General features: G+C 53.5%; 17 protein-coding genes. 3 read left to right on the top strand and 14 right to left on the bottom strand.

The window, feature by feature from the left end; genetic code table 11:
- The 11 genes from AB9F27_RS01000 to AB9F27_RS00950 form a co-directional block, all read right to left on the bottom strand.
- Positions 1-1,437: an NAD-dependent succinate-semialdehyde dehydrogenase gene (locus AB9F27_RS01000; protein WP_335583544.1), complete on the bottom strand. Its 1,437-nt coding sequence runs from the start codon at positions 1,435-1,437 to the stop codon at positions 1-3.
- A 30-nt stretch (positions 1,438-1,467) separates the two neighbouring features.
- On the bottom strand, positions 1,468-3,189 hold the full coding sequence (gene araD, locus AB9F27_RS00995; protein ID WP_335583545.1) for an L-arabinonate dehydratase: 1,722 nt from the start codon (positions 3,187-3,189) through the stop codon (positions 1,468-1,470).
- Positions 3,186-4,007 carry an SDR family NAD(P)-dependent oxidoreductase gene (locus AB9F27_RS00990; RefSeq protein WP_335583546.1) on the bottom strand — a complete coding sequence of 274 codons (822 nt, stop codon included), beginning with the start codon at positions 4,005-4,007 and terminating at the stop codon, positions 3,186-3,188. Before AB9F27_RS00990 ends, araD begins: the two co-directional genes overlap by 4 nt.
- Positions 4,004-5,005: a Gfo/Idh/MocA family oxidoreductase gene (locus AB9F27_RS00985; RefSeq protein WP_335583547.1), complete on the bottom strand. Its 1,002-nt coding sequence runs from the start codon at positions 5,003-5,005 to the stop codon at positions 4,004-4,006. Before AB9F27_RS00985 ends, AB9F27_RS00990 begins: the two co-directional genes overlap by 4 nt.
- Positions 5,005-5,325 (bottom strand): cupin domain-containing protein, encoded by a 321-nt coding sequence (locus AB9F27_RS00980; protein WP_335583548.1) that lies wholly within the window; start codon positions 5,323-5,325, stop codon positions 5,005-5,007. The genes AB9F27_RS00985 and AB9F27_RS00980 overlap by 1 nt, the downstream gene beginning before the upstream one ends.
- Complete coding sequence (locus AB9F27_RS00975; protein WP_335583549.1) at positions 5,322-5,945, bottom strand: ATP-binding cassette domain-containing protein; 624 nt, start codon at positions 5,943-5,945, stop codon at positions 5,322-5,324. Before AB9F27_RS00975 ends, AB9F27_RS00980 begins: the two co-directional genes overlap by 4 nt.
- Before the next feature lies 1 nt (position 5,946).
- Complete coding sequence (locus AB9F27_RS00970; protein WP_335583550.1) at positions 5,947-6,642, bottom strand: ABC transporter ATP-binding protein; 696 nt, start codon at positions 6,640-6,642, stop codon at positions 5,947-5,949.
- Positions 6,642-7,385: an ABC transporter ATP-binding protein gene (locus AB9F27_RS00965; RefSeq protein ID WP_335583551.1), complete on the bottom strand. Its 744-nt coding sequence runs from the start codon at positions 7,383-7,385 to the stop codon at positions 6,642-6,644. The genes AB9F27_RS00970 and AB9F27_RS00965 overlap by 1 nt, the downstream gene beginning before the upstream one ends.
- On the bottom strand, positions 7,385-8,407 hold the full coding sequence (locus tag AB9F27_RS00960; protein ID WP_335583552.1) for a branched-chain amino acid ABC transporter permease: 1,023 nt from the start codon (positions 8,405-8,407) through the stop codon (positions 7,385-7,387). Before AB9F27_RS00960 ends, AB9F27_RS00965 begins: the two co-directional genes overlap by 1 nt.
- Positions 8,408-8,409: 2 nt before the next feature.
- Positions 8,410-9,330, bottom strand: a complete 921-nt coding sequence (locus tag AB9F27_RS00955; RefSeq protein WP_335583553.1) for a branched-chain amino acid ABC transporter permease — start codon at positions 9,328-9,330, stop codon at positions 8,410-8,412.
- A gap of 65 nt (positions 9,331-9,395) precedes the next feature.
- Positions 9,396-10,685 carry an ABC transporter substrate-binding protein gene (locus tag AB9F27_RS00950; protein WP_335583554.1) on the bottom strand — a complete coding sequence of 430 codons (1,290 nt, stop codon included), beginning with the start codon at positions 10,683-10,685 and terminating at the stop codon, positions 9,396-9,398.
- Between the two features lie 188 nt (positions 10,686-10,873).
- Here AB9F27_RS00950 and AB9F27_RS00945 point away from each other — a divergent pair, with 188 nt between their 5' ends.
- The gene (locus AB9F27_RS00945; protein ID WP_335583555.1) at positions 10,874-11,698 is read left to right on the top strand and encodes a MurR/RpiR family transcriptional regulator; all 825 of its coding nucleotides are present in this window, start codon (positions 10,874-10,876) and stop codon (positions 11,696-11,698) included.
- Positions 11,699-11,740: 42 nt separating this feature from the next.
- On the opposite strand, the gene AB9F27_RS00940 is transcribed toward AB9F27_RS00945, so the two are convergent.
- A complete protein-coding gene (locus tag AB9F27_RS00940; protein ID WP_335583556.1) occupies positions 11,741-12,382 on the bottom strand; it encodes a TetR/AcrR family transcriptional regulator in 642 nt (213 codons plus the stop codon).
- A 138-nt stretch (positions 12,383-12,520) separates the two neighbouring features.
- Here AB9F27_RS00940 and AB9F27_RS00935 point away from each other — a divergent pair, with 138 nt between their 5' ends.
- Together AB9F27_RS00935 and AB9F27_RS00930 are read left to right on the top strand one after the other, a co-directional pair.
- On the top strand, positions 12,521-13,678 hold the full coding sequence (locus AB9F27_RS00935; RefSeq protein WP_335583557.1) for an HlyD family secretion protein: 1,158 nt from the start codon (positions 12,521-12,523) through the stop codon (positions 13,676-13,678).
- Positions 13,679-13,683: 5 nt separating this feature from the next.
- Positions 13,684-15,243, top strand: coding sequence for a DHA2 family efflux MFS transporter permease subunit (locus AB9F27_RS00930; protein ID WP_335583558.1), 1,560 nt, complete (start codon positions 13,684-13,686; stop codon positions 15,241-15,243).
- Between the two features lie 3 nt (positions 15,244-15,246).
- Here AB9F27_RS00930 and AB9F27_RS00925 read toward each other — a convergent pair whose 3' ends face one another.
- Positions 15,247-16,692, bottom strand: a complete 1,446-nt coding sequence (locus AB9F27_RS00925) for a mechanosensitive ion channel domain-containing protein (RefSeq protein WP_335583559.1) — start codon at positions 16,690-16,692, stop codon at positions 15,247-15,249.
- Between the two features lie 158 nt (positions 16,693-16,850).
- Positions 16,851-17,846: an NAD(P)-dependent alcohol dehydrogenase gene (locus tag AB9F27_RS00920; RefSeq protein WP_335583560.1), complete on the bottom strand. Its 996-nt coding sequence runs from the start codon at positions 17,844-17,846 to the stop codon at positions 16,851-16,853.
- Positions 17,847-17,903: the final 57 nt, after the last annotated feature.

The raw sequence follows: 17,903 nt of genomic DNA, 5'->3' as shown, positions 1-17,903 counted from the left end.
TCACCACGTAAAATGCGTCAATTTGGTGTTGAGGTAATCATAGATTGCTTGCTGCCCGCCCTCGCGTCCACTGCCTGAATGGTCAACGCCGCCAAAAGGTGCTTCGGCATGGGCCACAAGGAAATTATTGATGCCAACCATGCCCGCGTGCAGCCCTTTGGAAAGGGTTTCCGCCGTCTTGTGACTTCCGGTAAACGCATAGGCTGCCAGCCCGTAAGGCGTTAAATTTGCGCGTTCAATCACCTCGTCTAGATCGGTAAATGTGGCAATGGGTGCCACGGGGCCAAAGGGTTCGTCCCACATTATTCGGGCGTCATCAGGCACATCGGAAAACACCGTTGGTTCAATATAGTAGCCCTTATTTAAATGGGCTGGACGCCCCCCTCCCGTCCGCAACTTGGCTCCACTTTTGATCGTATCCGCAATCAATGCCTCGATACGGTCCCGCTGGGAAGCGAGCGAAATCGGCCCCATCGTACTTGCGGCATCCTGGCTATCGCCCACGACCAGCTCTTGTGCCGATGCCACCATCTTTTCGATGAACCTCTCGGCCTTGGAAGCATGCACGTAGAAACGATTTGGCGAAATACAAACTTGTCCGGCATTTCGGAACTTGAACGTGGCACAAAGCTCTGCTGCCACATCAATATCCGCGTCTTCGCAGACAATAACGGGCGCGTGGCCGCCCAATTCCATCGAGGTGCGCTTGACGGTTTTTGCCGCTTCCGCCATCAGCATCTGGCCCACGCGGGTCGATCCCGTTAGCGATATTTTACGCACATCGTTTGAGGCCATCAGCGCTGGCGAAATATTCTCGGCGCGCCCCTGTAGAAGCTGCACAACGCCTGCGGGCGCGCCACCTTCGACACAACATTCCGCAATTATAGTGGAGGTCATCGGCGTTTGCTCGGACGGTCGGCAAATAATCGGACAGCCCGCCGCCAAGGCGGGGGCAATTTTACGCGCGACCAAATTGATCGGGAAATTCCACGCCGTAAATGCCGCGACGATGCCAACCGGCTCGCTTTCGATCACCAATCGCCCGCCTTGGCGCGACGGGATGGTTTCACCAAACAGACGCTCTGCTTCGCCTGCGAACCATTCAAACTGTTCAATCGCGGCGTTTGCTTCGCCCTCAGCTTGCGACAGCGGACGCCCGATCTCCAACGAGAGCGCCTTAGACAAATCATCCTTTCGACGCGTCATCGCGGCGGCAATGCCCCGCAGCACTGACGCGCGTTGCCAACCATGAACCGCCGACCATGTTTTCAATGCCGCACGGGCGTGACTCAGGGCTTCCTCAACGTGACTCGCATCACAGGACGGTACTTGCCACAGAACCTCTTCGGTGCAGGGGTTGATGACATCAATCGGGGCAAGATCGGTTGTGGTCCGAAACGTGCCTCCGATCAGAATTTTAGGGATGAAATCACTCATTTTTATCGTCCTAACTTGCGTATTAATGGATTATAGAATCTCAGGCTCGGGCGGGTTTGCCCCAAAACTGGCTTCGAGATAGTCAAAGTCACAGCCCTCATTGGCCTGTGTGATATGGCGGGCAAACATCCAGCCATATCCGCGTTCAAACTTGGGTTTAGGGGGCTGCCACAAGGCGCGGCGATGCTCCAACTCGGCGTCGGAAACTTCCATGTGAATGCGGCGTGCATCTACATCCAGATCAATCATATCGCCCGTTTGAACCAATGCCAGCGGCCCGCCCAAATGCGCTTCTGGCGCGACGTGCAGGATACAGGCGCCATAACTCGTTCCACTCATCCGCGCGTCCGATATGCGGATCATGTCGCTCACCCCCGCCTTCAAAAGCTTTTGCGGAATCGGCAACATCCCCCATTCGGGCATCCCCGGCCCTCCTTGCGGTCCTGCGCCGCGCATAATGAGCACGGTTTTCTCGGTGACATCCAAACCGGGCGCGTCAATTTCGGCCTTCATTTGGGCATAGCTGTCAAAAACAAGGGCCGGACCACGGTGTTTTAGAAACTTTGATGCACAGGCCGAGGGTTTGATCACACAGCCATCGGGCGCAAGATTGCCATGTAGAACGGCAAGCGCCCCCTCCTTGTAAACGGGGTTGTCGAGCGGGCGGATGACGTCATCGTTCCAGACCTCGGCATTCGAGATTTCCGCGCCGATTGTGCGCCCTGTTACCGACTTGGCATCCAGATCAAGCATGCCCTGCATCCGTGCCATCAATGCGGGAAGTCCTCCCGCAAAGAAAAAATCCTGCATCAGGTATTTTTCACCAGAGGGGCGAATATTGGCCAAAACCGGAATGGTGCGACTGACGGCTTCAAAATCCGCCAGCGAAATATCAAACCCTGCCCGCCGCCCCTCGGCAATCAAATGGATGATCGCATTTGTCGAACACCCAAGCGCCATGGCAACCTTGATTGCATTCTCGAACGACGTGCGGCTCAACACATCCGACGGCTTGAGATCTTCGCGCACCATCTCGACGATCCGGCGTCCAGATTCCGCAGACATGCGAATATGGTTGGCATCAGGCGCGGGAATGGACGACGCCCCCGGCAGGGTCATGCCCAAGGCCTCGGTCGTCGCGGTCATCGTGCTGGCCGTGCCCATTGTCATGCAATGGCCATAGCTGCGGGCGATGCCGCCCTCGACGGCCTGCCATTCCTTGTCGTCAATTTCACCTGCGCGTTTTTTGTCCCAATACCGCCATGTATCGGAGCCAGACCCCAAGACCTCGCCCCTCAAATTGCCGCTTAACATTGGTCCCGCTGGCACAAAAATGGCGGGAAGGTTCATGCTGATCGCGCCCATCAACAGACCCGGAGTTGTCTTGTCACATCCCCCCATCAACACGGCCCCGTCCACAGGATGCGACCGCAAAAGTTCCTCAACCTCCATCGCCAGCATATTGCGATACAGCATCGTTGTGGGCTTCACGAAATTCTCGGAAAGGGACATGGCGGGTAGTTCAATCGGGAACCCGCCCGCCTGAAATATCCCGCGCTTTATATCCTCAACGCGGTGCTTGAAATGAGCGTGACAGGGATTGATATCCGACCATGTATTGAGGATAGCGATGACCGGTTTTCCCTGCCAATCCTCGACCCCATACCCCATTTGCATGATCCGCGACCGATGGCCAAAACCCCGAAGATCATCGGCATCAAACCAGCGTGCACTGCGTAAATTATGTTTCATTGGCTCGCCGTCACCCCTCCGTCCACGTAAATTGTCTGCCCCGTGATATAACTCCCCGCTGGTGCCGCGAGGGCGATGACTTGGCCCACCACTTCGACAGGACTGCCGATGCGGCCCAACGGGTTACGCTCAAGGATAAAGTCCCTGAATTCTGCGCGCTCAAGGTGCGGACGGATACGATCAGATTGGATAAATGTCGGGGCGATACCGTTGACCGTAATCCCGTAGGGCGCCAATTCCATCGCATGCTGTTTAACCAACATCACCAAGGCACCTTTGGTCGCGCAATAGGCCGAATACCCACGATTTCGCAGCGCCAATTGCGAGCGCACCGACGCAAGATGAATTTGCCGCCCGCCTTTTCCCGCAGCAATCTGATGACGCGCGACCGATTGCGACAAGAACATCGCAGACCGCAGGTTTGTCTCGTACATCTCGTCAAATATTTCCGCCGACACATCGGCAAATTTTTGCTCTTTGTTGATGCCGACACAGTTGACCAGAACATCAATGCCGCCCAGCGTTTCGGCCACTTCATCGGTTACCGCCGCGATTTGGGCGGTGTCGCGGGCGTTCATGCCAAACCCCTCGGCCAGTCCACCACTGTCGCGAATTCTCTGTGCCAGCGCACTCGCCTTGGTCGCGTTGGGGCCAGCAATCGCGACATGTGCGCCGTGGCGGGCAAACCCCCAACTGATCGCCTCCCCGATAGCGCCATAGCCACCCGGCAAAAACACCCGTAACCCCTGCACATTGAACAAGCCGTCCAGCGCAGGAATATCAATTTCCGGAGTTAGTGTTGGACTAGGTTCCATCATTCAATCTCCACGCCAGCGGCATCATAGACGCTTTCCATTAAACGCAAGGTCTGTAGGTTATCCAAGCGATCTGTCTCAAAGGGCGTGCCATCTCGCACTCCCTCAACAAAGGCACGTGTTGCTGTATCAAAACCTTCCTGATAGCGCCCCAGAAGATCTACCTCGACAGCATTTCCCTCATCGCCAACGATAAATACGCGGTTGTAATCCATCATAATTGTGCCTGTGCTACCGATCACCTCAAGGCGATCCCCATGCAGAGGCGCATAGCCGGGCGCACAGATGCACCCATCGGCGGTCACAATCAGACCGTCGTTGCCTTCCATCAAAATCGAGGCCGTGTCTTCTCCGGGCAATCCCGACGCCAGTCTGTTTAACCGCGCCGCCACAACCGTTAAGGGGCCAGCGATGGCACGACACACATCGAGGTGGTGTATCATCGTTTCAAAAACGAGGTTGCGTTTAAAGCCTTTTAAATAGGGCTGGCGTTCCACCAAAAATGGCTCCTGCCCCTCCCTTGGACAAAGGCCCGATCCACGGCACGACATGGCAATATGGCGTACGTCTCCAATGCGGCCCTCGTTGATCCACTGGCGCACAGTCACGTAATGCGGACGAAAGCGGTAGTTTTCGTGGATGCAAAAACGGATTTTCTCGCCGACATATGAGACAAGGGCTTCGGCCTCGGCGACGGTTTCGACCATTGGTTTTTGCAAGATCACATGTACGCCATGATCCGCCGCCAAGCGTGTGACGCTGTCATGCGCCGTCACCGATGCGGCTATATCAACGAGGGAGAAGCCGCCATCGGCAAACATCTGTTCGGCGTCATCATATACGTGTGAAATTCCAAACTCACGCGCACGGTTTAGGGCGGATTCCCGATCAATGTCGCAAATCGCCACAACGGGAACCCCCGCAGCCTGCCATGCACGCAAGTGATAAACGCTAATCATTCCGGCGCCGACGAGGGCGGCTTTATGTTCAACTTCCGCCATCAACTTTGCTTCCAATGGCCATAGCCGTAATACCAAATACTGCCATTTATGGAGGTCGTTTTGAGCGAATGTACGGCTCCGCGCGGAATACGGACGAGGTCCCCGGCGACGCATTGCGCAACCTCATCCCCAACGCCAATCGTGAGCGTTCCCTGTGCGACCAGCACATATTCGTCGGTATCATGAACAAAATCATTCCATTCCTGCGCAGCACCATCTTGGAAAATACCAAAGGTGAAACCCTCAGCCTGCCAGCGGGTTTTAACGTCGCCACTCTCAACGGGCAGCGCAAACGCGGCTTTTTCAAATGTCGCACTCATGCCGCACGCTCGTTCAACAACTGCCCCAGATAGGCGCGCGCAGGTTCGTATTTCAGCACCTCTTCGTAACTTGAATGTTGCGTCACAACCCCCTTCTGTACAAAGATAAATTCCTCGCAGATCTCTTGTAAGATCTCGAGGTGAAACCGCTCGTTTGGGTGCACACACAACAACACAAGCCGCCCCTCGGATCGCAGTTTTCGAAAGAAATCCAGCATGAAACCGATATAGCCGTCTTGGGTGTTGAACTGCGGCTCATCAAACAGATGAACCATGGGATAATCGGACTCTGCGCGTTTCATCAGGGCATTTGGTTTTAACGAGCGAAAACTGCGCACCTGATAGGATTGGTGGTAATGGATCGCGAGGCGGTCGCGCTCGTCCGCTCGGATTTGGTGGATGTTTTTCCCGTGAACATTCACGTGCCCACTCGTTGGGGCATTTGACCCTGTCACCAGTTCAAACAGCGTCGTTTTTCCAGAGCCATTTGGCCCCATCATGCCCACGATCGACGGTTTCTCAATTGTGAAATCCGCGCTCAGCTGGAAGCTAGGCGTGCGATTAAACCGTCCTTTATAATAGGTTTTTTGAAGACCTTTGACCTCAAGCATCGCAACCATTTCACATTCCAATCAATTTACGTCTAAGCGGGGCATTTTCCAGCAATTCATGCGCGGGACCCTCGTGAATAATGCGGCCTCGATCCATCACATAGGCCCGATCCGACACCTCAAGGGCGGCCAAGGCGTTTTGCTCGACGATCAACACCGCAATGCCCTCATTCTTAAGCCGCGTTACGGTTTTGAGAACGTCCTGAACGATCTTTGGGGCCAACCCCTGACTGGGTTCGTCAAACAACACGAGGCCCGGTGCGCCGAGCAAGGCCCGCGAGATCGCAACCATCTGCATCTCGCCGCCAGATAGATTTTCGCATTCGCGTCCCATGAGGTATTCGAGGGCGGAAAAGATATCAAACATCTCATCCATTTTCCATGACCTGAAGCGCGTTTTCTTAATACCTATCTGTAGGTTACGCGCCACACTTAATGAAGGAAAAACCCGCCGATCATCGGGCACCCAGCCAACGCCCATTTTGGCAATTTTATAGGTTTCAGTCCGCGTGATATCCTGTCCGTCGAACGATATTCGCCCAGTGCGCGGCTGGGTCAATCCAAGGATTGAACGCAAGGTTGTGGTTTTACCTGCCCCATTTGGCCCCAACAACGAAACAACCTCGCCTTCGCCTACCCGAAGCGACGCCCCAAAGAGCGCCTGAGATTCCCCATAGAACGTTTCAATATTTGCAATATCAAGCATTATGCCACCTCGCCCAACGCCGAACGCTGAACCCATTTGTTGGACTGCAAGTCGTCGGGTGTGCCTTCTGCAATCACCTGACCCCAGTGAATTACGGAGATTTTATCCGCGAGTTCAAAAAGAAACCGCATGTCATGTTCGATCATCACAAAGGTATATTTTTTACGCAACTTTCCGATCAATTCCGCCAGTTGCCGTGTGGCTTCGGCCCCCAATCCCGACGTCGGTTCGTCCAAAAAGACGATGCGCGGCTTGGCCGCCAAAGCGACGCCAATTTCTAGCGCGCGACGATTACCATAAGAGAGCGAAAGCGATGGTTGCCATTCCTGCCCCAAAAGCCCGACCTGATCGAGGACTTCCAAAGCTTGATCCAGCAACTCCCGATCATCGAAAACGGAGGTGGTAATCTGGGCATAGCGACGGCGAAAATCTGGCAGCGCAAGGATTATGTTTTCAATCACCGCGCTGTCGTCAAAGAGGTTCATCATCTGAAACGAGCGCGATACACCTTTGCGCGCAATGCGTTGCGGAGCCTTGCCAGTAATGTCCTCTCCGTCAAAAATAATGCTGCCCCGTGTGGGTTTGTGATGCCCGGTCAGACAATGGAAACATGTGGTTTTTCCCGCGCCATTGGGCCCCATGATGCCGCTAACTTGCCCCTCTTTAAACGACAGGGATATGTCTTCCAAGACGACGCGACTGCCAAATCTTTTGTGGATATTTTTTGCTTCAAACAGGGCCATCAGACTTGCTCCTTAACCGATTTAGCAGGCAAATCTGCGCTTGTTTTCAGGCGACCCAAGTTGGCCAAGGCACCGGCCAATCCTTCGGGCTTGAACATGACCATCACCACAAACATCAACCCGTACCAAAGCAACCATGTCTCGGTGACCGACCCCAACACATCGCGGGCGATGAAGTAGAGCATCACGCCCAGAATGGGACCCCAAAAGTTCACTAGACCGCCGCCCACCAAAACCATCATCACAATCAAACCTGACTGATGAAGGCTCATGACATCCGGATAGGCGCTTTCCTGTGCCATGGAGAACAATCCTCCCGCTAACCCAGCAATCATCGCGGACAGGGTGAAGGCCGCCCATTTGAACCACCAAACCTCATAACCAATAAAGGAGGCGCGGGTTTCATTCTGACGGATGGCCTGAAGGACCCGCCCAAAAGGCGAATTGGCCACCCGCCATGCCAGCACAACCATCACAATCGTTAAAACGGCAATCAAGTAATAGAGGCTTGCGTTGGAACTCAAATCAAAACGTACAATTCCCAAATTGAGCGGCGGTCGGGGGATGTTCAAAAGCCCGTCTTCGCCGCCCGTGAGGACGTGCATTTTGATGGCCCCGAACCAAAAAACCTGTCCAAAGGCAATGGTTAACAGGGCGAAATAAATGCCGCGTCGGTGGGAGACAAAAACTCCGACCAATGCGCCTGCGACGGCTGCGGCGACGACCGATGCCAAAAGCCCCCCCACGAGACTAACCCCGACATGATGTTGAAACAGACCAAAGGCATAAGCTCCAACACCAAGATACGCCCCGTGGCCGAAGGAATGCAGCCCAGTGTAGCCAAACAAAAGGTTGAACCCGAGCGCGAAAATGATCCAAATTGCAATCTCGATACCGATATATTGATACAGCCCAATCGGGCCAATCCACAGCGGCATACTCAGCATAAAGACGGCGAAAAAGGCGATCTGCGGGGTGACCCATTGGCTTGAGCGGCGGGAAATATCGGACAGTGTAACCATGATCAATTCTCCAACGCGCTTTTCTTGCCAAACAGGCCTCGGGCACGAAACCCGATCACCAGAATGAGCAAAATATACATAGACATCATGGACCAAGACGACGCGTAAGCCCCTGTAATTCCAACAGACAGACCCACCAGTATCGCAGCAATCACCGATCCCCAGAAGCTGCCAACCCCGCCTAAAACGATAATCAGAAAGGCCGGAATAACCACATCGACACCGACATGCGGACGAAGCCCCCAAATGGGCACCATGGTCACGCCTGCCAAACCAGCAAGCCCTGCGCCAAACCCAAAGACCAACAAGCGCAGCCGCGAAAGATCGTAGCCCAAGGCCCGCACCATCTCGCTGTCGTGCGCTCCGGCCTTAATGATCGCCCCATAGGGTGTTTTTTCCAGAAAAAGCCAAACACAGACTATGGCAAGGACGGCGAAAGCTGCTGCAAAAAGTTTGTATTTTGAAAAGATTAGTCCGCCCATCATAACGGCGCCGTTGATCGCTTCTGGGAGCGGTAGGAATTTCTCTCCAGTTCCCCAGCCCAGACGGATCAACTCTTCGATCACCAAAGCCGCGCCGAAGGTCAGCAGCAAGCCATATAGGGGCGCTTTGCCGTAGGTGCGCCTGAGGGCCAACTCAAGCACCATACCCGCGAGGGCCGCCAGCAAAGGCGCACAAATCAAGGCGGCGATGTATTTGGCCGAGAGAGGGAGGGTTTGCCACCAGTCCCCCAACGCGGTTTCACCCATCCATTCACCGCCGATGATCGACAGCGCAAAATAGGCTCCCAACGCGAACAGGGAGCCATGGGCAAGGTTGATGACTTCCATCACGCCAACGATCAGCGTGAAACCCAAGGCGATGAGCGCGAACAACAGACCGAGGGTTAGTCCGTTGAACAAATGTGGTGCGAGATTGAGCATAAAGCGTCCGTTTTGGGTTTGATTATAGGAACCGCGACCAGAGTGTCTGACCGCGGTTCTTGGTTTCATGTGTCAAATGTAGGCGTATCTTCGTAAGGTTCTAGGACGCATTTTGCTTCGGCCTCGGCGTCACGCACATCCTCCGGCGGCACGTTGCTGAGAATCTCGAACATGTCGTCCGGATTGTCCGACGCGGTATTGGCCGTCGCCAGATAGATCGTCTGTTGCACCTGATGGGTGGCATGATCGATCCAAGCATCGTGATGCTGCATACGCTCAAGTGCCGGCATTTTATGACCTTCAAGCTCTTTGATCACCGCGATATTATTGGTGGTGCCCGCACGTTCCATCGCATCAAGCATGTTCTTCATCGCCATGTAACCATTATAGAAAACATTGCCCGGAACACGCATCTGCGTATCGGAATAGGCCTCCTGATACCGCTTCACAAAGTCGGTCACCCCAGGCAAATCAAGGTTGTAATACCAAGTCGTCCCAAACACCCCAAAGAGGTTATCGAGCGGCAAACCATAGACATCCGGCCAGTCCTGCTGGTTGTTAATCCATGCGGGGCTTGCGCCCATACCAAGCTGGGCTACCTGCTGGCGCATCGCTTTTTGATCGTCGCCACCGATGGCCGCGGCAACAACATTGGGATTGGTCTGCTGGATATTCAAAAGGGCCGCCGAGAAGTCGCGCGTTCCCTGTGGCACCAAAATTTCCTCGATAACCGTACCACCATATTGCTCCAACAAGGTGCGTGTGGCGGCGGCAGTATTGTGGCCCCAAACATAGTCATTGGTCAAAAGAACCCATTGATCGCCAAACCGGTCGATTGAATTTTTGACGGCCGCTTTGGCAAAGTTGGTGCCATTCCCGTCCCATACGAATTTCACACGGTGGCAATTTTCACCTGATTCAGTAGGCGAAGAGGAGTTAGTATTGAAATAGATCACACCGTTCTTTTGCGCCACTTGGCTGATCGCGTTGGCGACGCCCGAACTGACGGCTCCGATCAAGAAGCCAACCTCTTCGCGATTAATCAACCGCTCCGCCACACGGCTTCCGGTCGCCGCCGTTGTCTCGGTATCAATGTGAATTGCCTCGATTTTGCGCCCCAATACGCCGCCTTTTGCATTATACTCGTCGATAGCCATGTTGATACCGCGACGATCGCTGGCACCCGAGTTCGCATATTGGCCGCTGGCATCTGAGGTTATACCAACTTTAAACGGCTTGTCCGTCGCGGCGGCGTAAACGCGATTATGTTTCCATGGGCCATAGAATGCACCCGTCGTTCCAAGCGCAGCCGTCGTCTTCAGCAACTGTCGCCGTGTTAAGTTAGAATTAGACATTTTGTTCCTCCCGATCTTCGTCGCGCTTTTGCGCTGTTTCACCGGCCACTCTCATCCCTGACCAGATAATAGAAAATATATTCAACAGAATGAACGAATATTTCTTTCTACGTCAAGAAAAAACTGAATATTCTTTCAATTATTGATTTTCACCTTGAAACTGAATATTTTTTCAGACACCCTTTGCCATGGAAAAGAAAAATACACAGGGCCTCGACGAGACATATGACGCGTTGCGAGCGCGAATCGGAGATCGATTTGATGGTCTGACTCCACATCTGCAACGCATCGCCCTCTCTGCGCTGGAGGAGCCAAATTTCTTTGCACTGAATACCGTTGTGACCATTGCAGAAAAGGTAAGCGTGCAGCCGTCGACCCTCATCCGGTTTGCAAAAGAGTTCGGCTATAATGGGTTTTCCCAGTTACAGCGTGTCTTTCGCGTCCGTCTAATTGAAGGGGCTCCTGATCAACGGGCCGAAGTCTATCATGAGAAGCACAGTTCTGATCTTCGTGCCGATATGGGTCTAATATTTAACAATTGTATCAGTGAGTTAATTGCTTCACTGGAAAACGTTCGTGCAAACACGCAGGTGGATGACCTTGCGAAAGCCGTCGCCATGATCAACGCAGCCTCGCACATACATATCGCTGGCCTTCGGCGCGCACGACCGATTGCAACATATCTTGCTTACGGAATATCCCGCTCGGAGCGGCAATGCAGTATGCTCGATTTTGGAGGGGGAATGGCCGCTCAACAAGTTGCAAACATGAAGCAAGACGACTTACTGATTTGTATCAGTTTTCCGCCCTACTCGCCGCCGGTTCTCGAAATTGCGCGCGATGCCTATTTGCGTCGCCGCCCAATTATCGCAATCACAGACTCCTTAGAAAGTCCTTTGGCCAAGAATTCAACGCTCGCATTTATCGTCGACAATGAATCCACAGGTCAATTCAAACCCATTGCCGGCGCCATTGGCTTGGTTCAGGCCCTCTGTATAGGCTTGATCGATTGATCCATCCAGCCCTGTCACTTTTTGGCACAGGCCCAACAGTGACTAGCGTTTTGTGTAACCCGCGAGGAAAAGGTCAACAGCACTGCTTGAGGACTTACGAAGGATTTCAGCGGGCGGTGGGTATTTCACCTTGCTGAAAAGGCATTGACGCCACACACCCCCCGTCGATAACTCGATCAACTGATAGGCTGCAAGCGTTGTATCCTCGATTTCAAGCGTGCCATTTGCGACTTCTGAGTCCAGAAATTGCGAAATAAGGAGGCGCATGCGCATCGCACCGCCGTCATAATATCGGATGCCAAGTTCGGGCATCCGTTCGACCATGCCAATTATGGCGCGCTGTGAGCGGATCACCTCGTCGGAACAAAGGATTTTTGCTAGAATAAACACGAAGTCCTTCAGTTTATCGCGCAGGGGGCGCTCCTCCTTCAAACACTCGCTTAAACCAGCAAAAACACGGTCCCGTTCGTGCTCGATCAGGGATTCAAACAAGTCATCCTTGCTGTCAAAATAGACATATAGCGTGCTCTTTGAAACATCGGCCGCGCGGCAAATGTCGTTGACACTGGCGGCATCAAATCCACGGTCCAGGAAAACCTGCGCCGCCCCTATGAGAATGGCTTCGCGTTTGGCGGGATCCCGTCCGGCGGCATGGCGGCGTGGCTTTATGGTTTTGTTTTCCATGACTCAACATAATCGAACCGAACGGTTTGATAAAGCCTTGTAATTGAGCGCGCAGGGGGTTAGGTGCTAAATCGAACCGAACGGTGCGATTTAGCTGTCTGCTCGGCATCTGCACCATCGGCAACAAGGATAAACCCTATGTCACGTCACGAACGAGACCTTGCACAGACTGACAAAATCGACGTCACACCCGATTTGGAAACTCAGAAAACCACGAAAACAAAGCCGCCTAAACGCCTTGTAAAGAGGGTGGTTCTGGCCTTGGTTGCCGTGGGAGCGCTTGCTGGGATGGTAGATTTTGGCCACACCTACTGGACGTCGGGCCGATTTATGATCGAAACCGATGATGCCTATGTCACAGCGGATACAACGTTGATTAGCAGTCGTGTGCAGGGCTATGTTTCTGAAGTTTCCGTAAAGCAAAATGACATTGTGAAAGCTGGCGATGTTCTGGTGCGCCTTGATGATGGAGATTACCTCCTTGCCTTGGAACTCGCCAAAGAACGCGTCTTGACGGCGGACCAAACCATTGGCCGTTTTGGCGCGCAAATCACCGCCGCTGAAGCAGGCGTTGCCCAAGCGGAGGCGATGAAATCCGTCGCGGAGGCGCAAGTGCGTGCAGCAAAATCCAAGTGGGATCGCTCCCAACAATTGGCCACGCGAAAAGTAGCATCCCAAGCCCAGCTAGATTCCTCAACCGAAGCCCTTGAAACAACCACCGCCTCGCTCGCCAATGCAAACGCTGCCATTCTAAATGCCAAAGCCCAAATCGGGGTGCTCCATGCCCAACAGGCCGAAGCCAACGGCGCGAAACATGAGCTTGAGTTGGCCGTAAAGCAAGCGCAACGAAATCTGGACTTAACAGTATTGCGCTCCCCCGCTGATGGGACACTGGCAAACCTCACATTGGAAGTTGGCGATCTGGTAAACCCCGGAGCGCTTTTGGCGGCCCTCGTACCGATGAACGATTTATATGTTGAGGCGAATTTCAAAGAAACACAGATTTACGAAATTGCTTTGGGCGCGACGGTTCACATCAGTTTTGATGCCATCCCTGACCAAGTGTTTGAAGGCCATGTTTCTTCGGTCTCTCCTGCGACGGGATCTGTTTTCTCCCTGCTGCCCGCAGACAACGCGACGGGTAACTTCACCAAAATCGTGCAACGCGTTCCGGTGCGGATTGATATCCCCGATGCCGTCATGCAGACGGGCCATTTGCGGGCTGGATTGTCGGCGATTGTCGAAGTGGATAATCGCACTGGCACGCATGCTTCTGCGATAGCACAAGCCGAGTAACTTGGATGTCTACAGATCTTCCCGAAGCACCGATTGAACTCACTCCTCGGCGCATTATCGCCTTTTTCATAATGGTTTTCGGGATGTTCATGGCCATTCTGGACATTCAAATTGTGTCGGCCTCCCTACCCGATATCCAAGCGGGTTTGGGCGCAAGTGCCGATGAAATCAGCTGGGTTCAGACCTCCTACCTGATTGCTGAAGTGATCATGATCCCGCTGTCGGGATTTTTGGCGCGGATGATGTCGACACGGGTCCTGTTTACCATCGCCGCCGCGGGCTTTACCGCCGCAAGTTTCATGTGCGCGACATCAACCACGATCACGGAAATGATCATCTGGCGCGCGCTGCAAGGCTTCTTGGGCGGGGGGATGATCCCGTCTGTTTTTGCGGCTGCCTTTACCATTTTCCCGCCCTCCAAGCGCAACATCGTATCGCCCATCATTGGCTTGATTGCGACGCTTGCGCCGACTGTGGGACCAACAATTGGTGGATATCTGAGCCATACAATGTCGTGGCACTGGCTGTTTTTGGTCAACGTTATTCCAGGCATTGCTGTCGCCATTGGGGCCTGGACGCTGATTGATTTTGACCGCCCGAATTGGAAGCTTTTTAGCAAGTTCGACTGGTGGGGGCTTGCGGCATTGGCTGCGTTTTTAGGGGCGATGGAATTCGTCCTCGAAGAAGGCGCGGCCAATGACTGGTTTGACGACCATTTAGTGGTGATTATGACCGTGGTGATGGTTGTTGGCGGTATCGTGACCTTCTGGCGCGCCTTTACCCGCGAGGAACCGCTCATCGACTTCTCGGCCTTCCGAGACCCGAATTTCGCAGTGGGTTCGATCTTTAGCTTCACCATGGGGATTGGCCTTTATGGGCTGACATATCTTTACCCGCTCTATCTGGCCTCAATCCGCGGCTACGACAGTTTGATGATCGGCCAAACCGTGTTTGTCTCCGGCCTTGCGATGTTTATCAGCGCCCCAATTGTGGGCATGCTTTCCTCGAAAATTGACCTGCGTTTCCTCCTTCTGGTGGGGTTCATGGGCTTTGCTGGCTCAACTTGGATGCTTACAGGCATGACCGCCGAATGGGATTTCCAAGAACTAATGTGGCCTCAAGTCCTACGCGGCGCGTCATTGATGCTGTGTATGGTGCCGATCAACAACCTCGCGCTTGGCACATTGCCCGCCAGTAAAATGAAAGGTGCTTCAGGCCTGTATAACCTCATGCGCAATCTTGGCGGCGCGGTTGGCCTTGCCGTGATCAACACCATCCTTTCGGAACGCAGCAGCTTGCATTATGCGCGCCTGTCTGAGGGGCTCAATTGGGCCAACAACGAGGTTTTGCGCCAACTCGATCTCATGGCCGCGAACTTAACGTCGCGGGGGCTTGATGGCGCGACAGGAGCTTTGGTTCAAATGGCCGGGCGTATTCAGGCACAAGCGACGGTGTTGTCCTTTATCGACGTCTTTTTCCTGCTCACCGGATTGTTCGCCAGCCTCGCCTTCGGCGCATTGCTGATGAAACCACCCGCAAAAGGCACATCAGTTGAAGCCCATTGAGCTTCACTTTTCGCTTTCGTGCGATGTATGGCTCTCTCCATTGCGATCTTGGGTTGTAAAATTAATTGGCAAACTACCCGAGCGAATGTGCAAATCTCTTTGAGGGAATGGCATTTCGATTCCATATTTTCGAAGCGCCGATTCAATTTCCCAATTGAAAGCAGCCACCACTGTACTAGGGCGTTTGACCGCCTGTGGCGTGAGCCAGACCACCAATTCGAAATCCAAACTACTTTCTCCGAATTTCATCAGCCAAACTTCCGGTGGTTTAACCCCCTTCCCTGACAGCAAATGAGGGGTCGCATTAGCGGCTTCTAGGGCGGCCTTTTTCACAAGGTCCTTGTCACTTCCATAGGCGACACCAAATGGAACGCGTATGCGCCGGATACTATCGCGCAAAGTCCAATTCACCACGGGGTTGTTGATGAATTGCGAGTTTGGCACCAAAATGTCGATGTTGTCATTGGTTGTGATAAGGGTCGCTCGGGTGTTGATTTCACGCACTTCGCCCCTCAACCCTGTCTCAAGCTCGACAAAATCGCCAACCTTGATGCTGCCTTCGACCAACATGATGATACCCGACACAAGGTTGCTAAAGATGGCCTGCAAGCCAAATCCGATGCCCACACCCAATGCCCCCGAGAACACCGCCAGCGCCGTCAAATCAATTCCAACAATGTTCATCGCAACCATCACCGCCGTAAAAAACAGGCCAATTTTGACGGTTTGGGCAATCAGTGCCTTGACTGAGGGCGTCAGATCCTTGGACATATTAAGGCGCGACTGAACGAACCTGCTGGAAACGGATGCAATCCAGACCAACAAAACAAGAATCGCCGCGCCCTTGATCACCGTGAAGATCGAAAGCCGCGCGTCGCCCATGTTAATGGCGAGGCTATCGAGGAAACCGATGAGGGGATTCAAGAGTTTCAAAACGTTGAGCGCAGCTATTACCCAAGCGGTCGTTGCAAAAGTGCGCGACCAAAATGGATCGCGGACCAAGGTTGAAAAAAGCCGGATCAAAATCCATGCCTGCAGGAGAGTCGCAGGAATACGAACGAGATCGCTGGGATGTCCGCTGGCCTGTAATGCGGCCTGCCCAATCAACAAAAGAATGGCCCAGACAATTGGAACGATAAGGCTTTTGATGACCAAAAAGACATGTTTCATGAATACTTTTTCGTCATCGGCCATCGGCCAAATTCGCGCTAACAGTTGTCTTGAAAAACGTGATGCTAGGAAAGCTGCGAGAAACGTGAAGCAAATGAGAGCGACCTGAAATATTCCTTCCAACGAGAATATCTGCGCGGCCACTCGCGTGGTTATATCTGTGAAATAGCTGATCACAGGGCCCATTTCCGAGGTGACATCGTTGATGATGCCTTCCACGGTTTCCGTTTTTGCCGTTGCTTCCGTTTGGGTTGCCGCTTCGGTTACGTGACTTGTCATGGCAAAATCCTCTTGATGAATGTAACCTTGGGGCGTGCCATCGGTCCTAGCCTGTACAGGCATTTAAACTGTATGATTTCAGAGTTCATAAGCACAAGGATCATTCCGCAAAATATCCCCACGCGGTTAAATTTTCGCCAAATCGTCTCCCTTTGGTTTCACCCCATGGCTGGCTCCTGCGTGACTAAAACAACGACCACGTTCCCCTTTTTACGGCCAGTATCCACATGTCGGTGCGCCTCGATCATTTGATCAAAGGAATAAGATCGATCAATCACGGGACAAAAGTGGCCCGCCACAACCAATGCGGTCAACGCCCGCAGCAACGACACATTTTCCGATGCCACCCCACCGACCAACCGCTTCCCATTAAGTCGTGCGCGTAGGGGGCCAAAGATCATGTCCGACAGGCTGCCGTTGACCACAACCAGCCGCCCGCCACGCTTGAGCGCGTGCCGCCCCCGCGACCATGGGGCAGTGCCTGCGGTATCGACGATCATGTCAAATTTACGCGCGGCGGTGGTAAAGTCGGTTTTGGTGTAATCAATCACATGATCCGCTCCAAGGCTTCGGACCAGCTCCGCGTTTACCCCGCTACAAACGGCGGTCACCTCCGCGCCTAAATGCTTGGCTAATTGCACGAAGGCCGTGCCCGTGGACCCAGAAGCGCCATTGATCAAGATGCTTTCGCCTGCCTTAAGCCGCGCCTTATTGACAAGGAAATCATAGGCCGTGGTGCCCCCAAAAGAGAGCGCTGCGGCTTCCTCAAAGTTCATATTTTCCGGTTTCAACACCACTTTCCCATCCTGTGGCATCACGCAATATTCGGCATGGGCACCAAAGGCTGCCCCCGGAAAAGCAATCACAGCATCCCCAATTTTGAATTCCGTCACCTTGACGCCAACTTCGGTGATCACACCTGACAATTCCGTGCCAAGGGTTGGCTGCCTTGGCCGAAAAACTCCGAACACCAAGCGGGCGATCAACCCCATGCCTGCGGGTACGGTGAGCGTTCTTGCCCGCCAATCGCCGCTACTGACCGTCGTTGCATAGGTTCGGATCAAAACTTCTGTGTCTTTGGGTGTTGGCGTTGGCAAGTTGATGAGGTTGAGAACGTCCGGAGGGCCGTACCGGGTATAGCTATAGGCACGCATGTCAGGTTCCTTTTTGAGTGAATTATTATAGAGCGTCGATTGCCTTTAGATAACCCA

Origin of the sequence: Falsihalocynthiibacter sp. CO-5D18, assembly GCF_041205445.1 — a bacterium.
In the GTDB taxonomy this organism is placed as follows: Bacteria; Pseudomonadota; Alphaproteobacteria; order Rhodobacterales; family Rhodobacteraceae; genus Falsihalocynthiibacter; species Falsihalocynthiibacter arcticus.
Note: the sequence above shows the minus strand (reverse complement) of the source record. Positions and strands in the feature narration are given on the sequence as shown.

Coding starts and splice junctions, on each gene's coding strand:
- AB9F27_RS01000 (WP_335583544.1), bottom strand. CDS start 1,437: ATGAGTGATTTCATCCCTAAAATTCTGATCGGAGGCACGTTTCGGACC.
- araD (WP_335583545.1), bottom strand. CDS start 3,189: ATGAAACATAATTTACGCAGTGCACGCTGGTTTGATGCCGATGATCTT.
- AB9F27_RS00990 (WP_335583546.1), bottom strand. CDS start 4,007: ATGATGGAACCTAGTCCAACACTAACTCCGGAAATTGATATTCCTGCG.
- AB9F27_RS00985 (WP_335583547.1), bottom strand. CDS start 5,005: ATGGCGGAAGTTGAACATAAAGCCGCCCTCGTCGGCGCCGGAATGATT.
- AB9F27_RS00980 (WP_335583548.1), bottom strand. CDS start 5,325: ATGAGTGCGACATTTGAAAAAGCCGCGTTTGCGCTGCCCGTTGAGAGT.
- AB9F27_RS00975 (WP_335583549.1), bottom strand. CDS start 5,945: ATGGTTGCGATGCTTGAGGTCAAAGGTCTTCAAAAAACCTATTATAAA.
- AB9F27_RS00970 (WP_335583550.1), bottom strand. CDS start 6,642: ATGCTTGATATTGCAAATATTGAAACGTTCTATGGGGAATCTCAGGCG.
- AB9F27_RS00965 (WP_335583551.1), bottom strand. CDS start 7,385: ATGGCCCTGTTTGAAGCAAAAAATATCCACAAAAGATTTGGCAGTCGC.
- AB9F27_RS00960 (WP_335583552.1), bottom strand. CDS start 8,407: ATGGTTACACTGTCCGATATTTCCCGCCGCTCAAGCCAATGGGTCACC.
- AB9F27_RS00955 (WP_335583553.1), bottom strand. CDS start 9,330: ATGCTCAATCTCGCACCACATTTGTTCAACGGACTAACCCTCGGTCTG.
- AB9F27_RS00950 (WP_335583554.1), bottom strand. CDS start 10,685: ATGTCTAATTCTAACTTAACACGGCGACAGTTGCTGAAGACGACGGCT.
- AB9F27_RS00945 (WP_335583555.1), top strand. CDS start 10,874: ATGGAAAAGAAAAATACACAGGGCCTCGACGAGACATATGACGCGTTG.
- AB9F27_RS00940 (WP_335583556.1), bottom strand. CDS start 12,382: ATGGAAAACAAAACCATAAAGCCACGCCGCCATGCCGCCGGACGGGAT.
- AB9F27_RS00935 (WP_335583557.1), top strand. CDS start 12,521: ATGTCACGTCACGAACGAGACCTTGCACAGACTGACAAAATCGACGTC.
- AB9F27_RS00930 (WP_335583558.1), top strand. CDS start 13,684: ATGTCTACAGATCTTCCCGAAGCACCGATTGAACTCACTCCTCGGCGC.
- AB9F27_RS00925 (WP_335583559.1), bottom strand. CDS start 16,692: ATGACAAGTCACGTAACCGAAGCGGCAACCCAAACGGAAGCAACGGCA.
- AB9F27_RS00920 (WP_335583560.1), bottom strand. CDS start 17,846: ATGCGTGCCTATAGCTATACCCGGTACGGCCCTCCGGACGTTCTCAAC.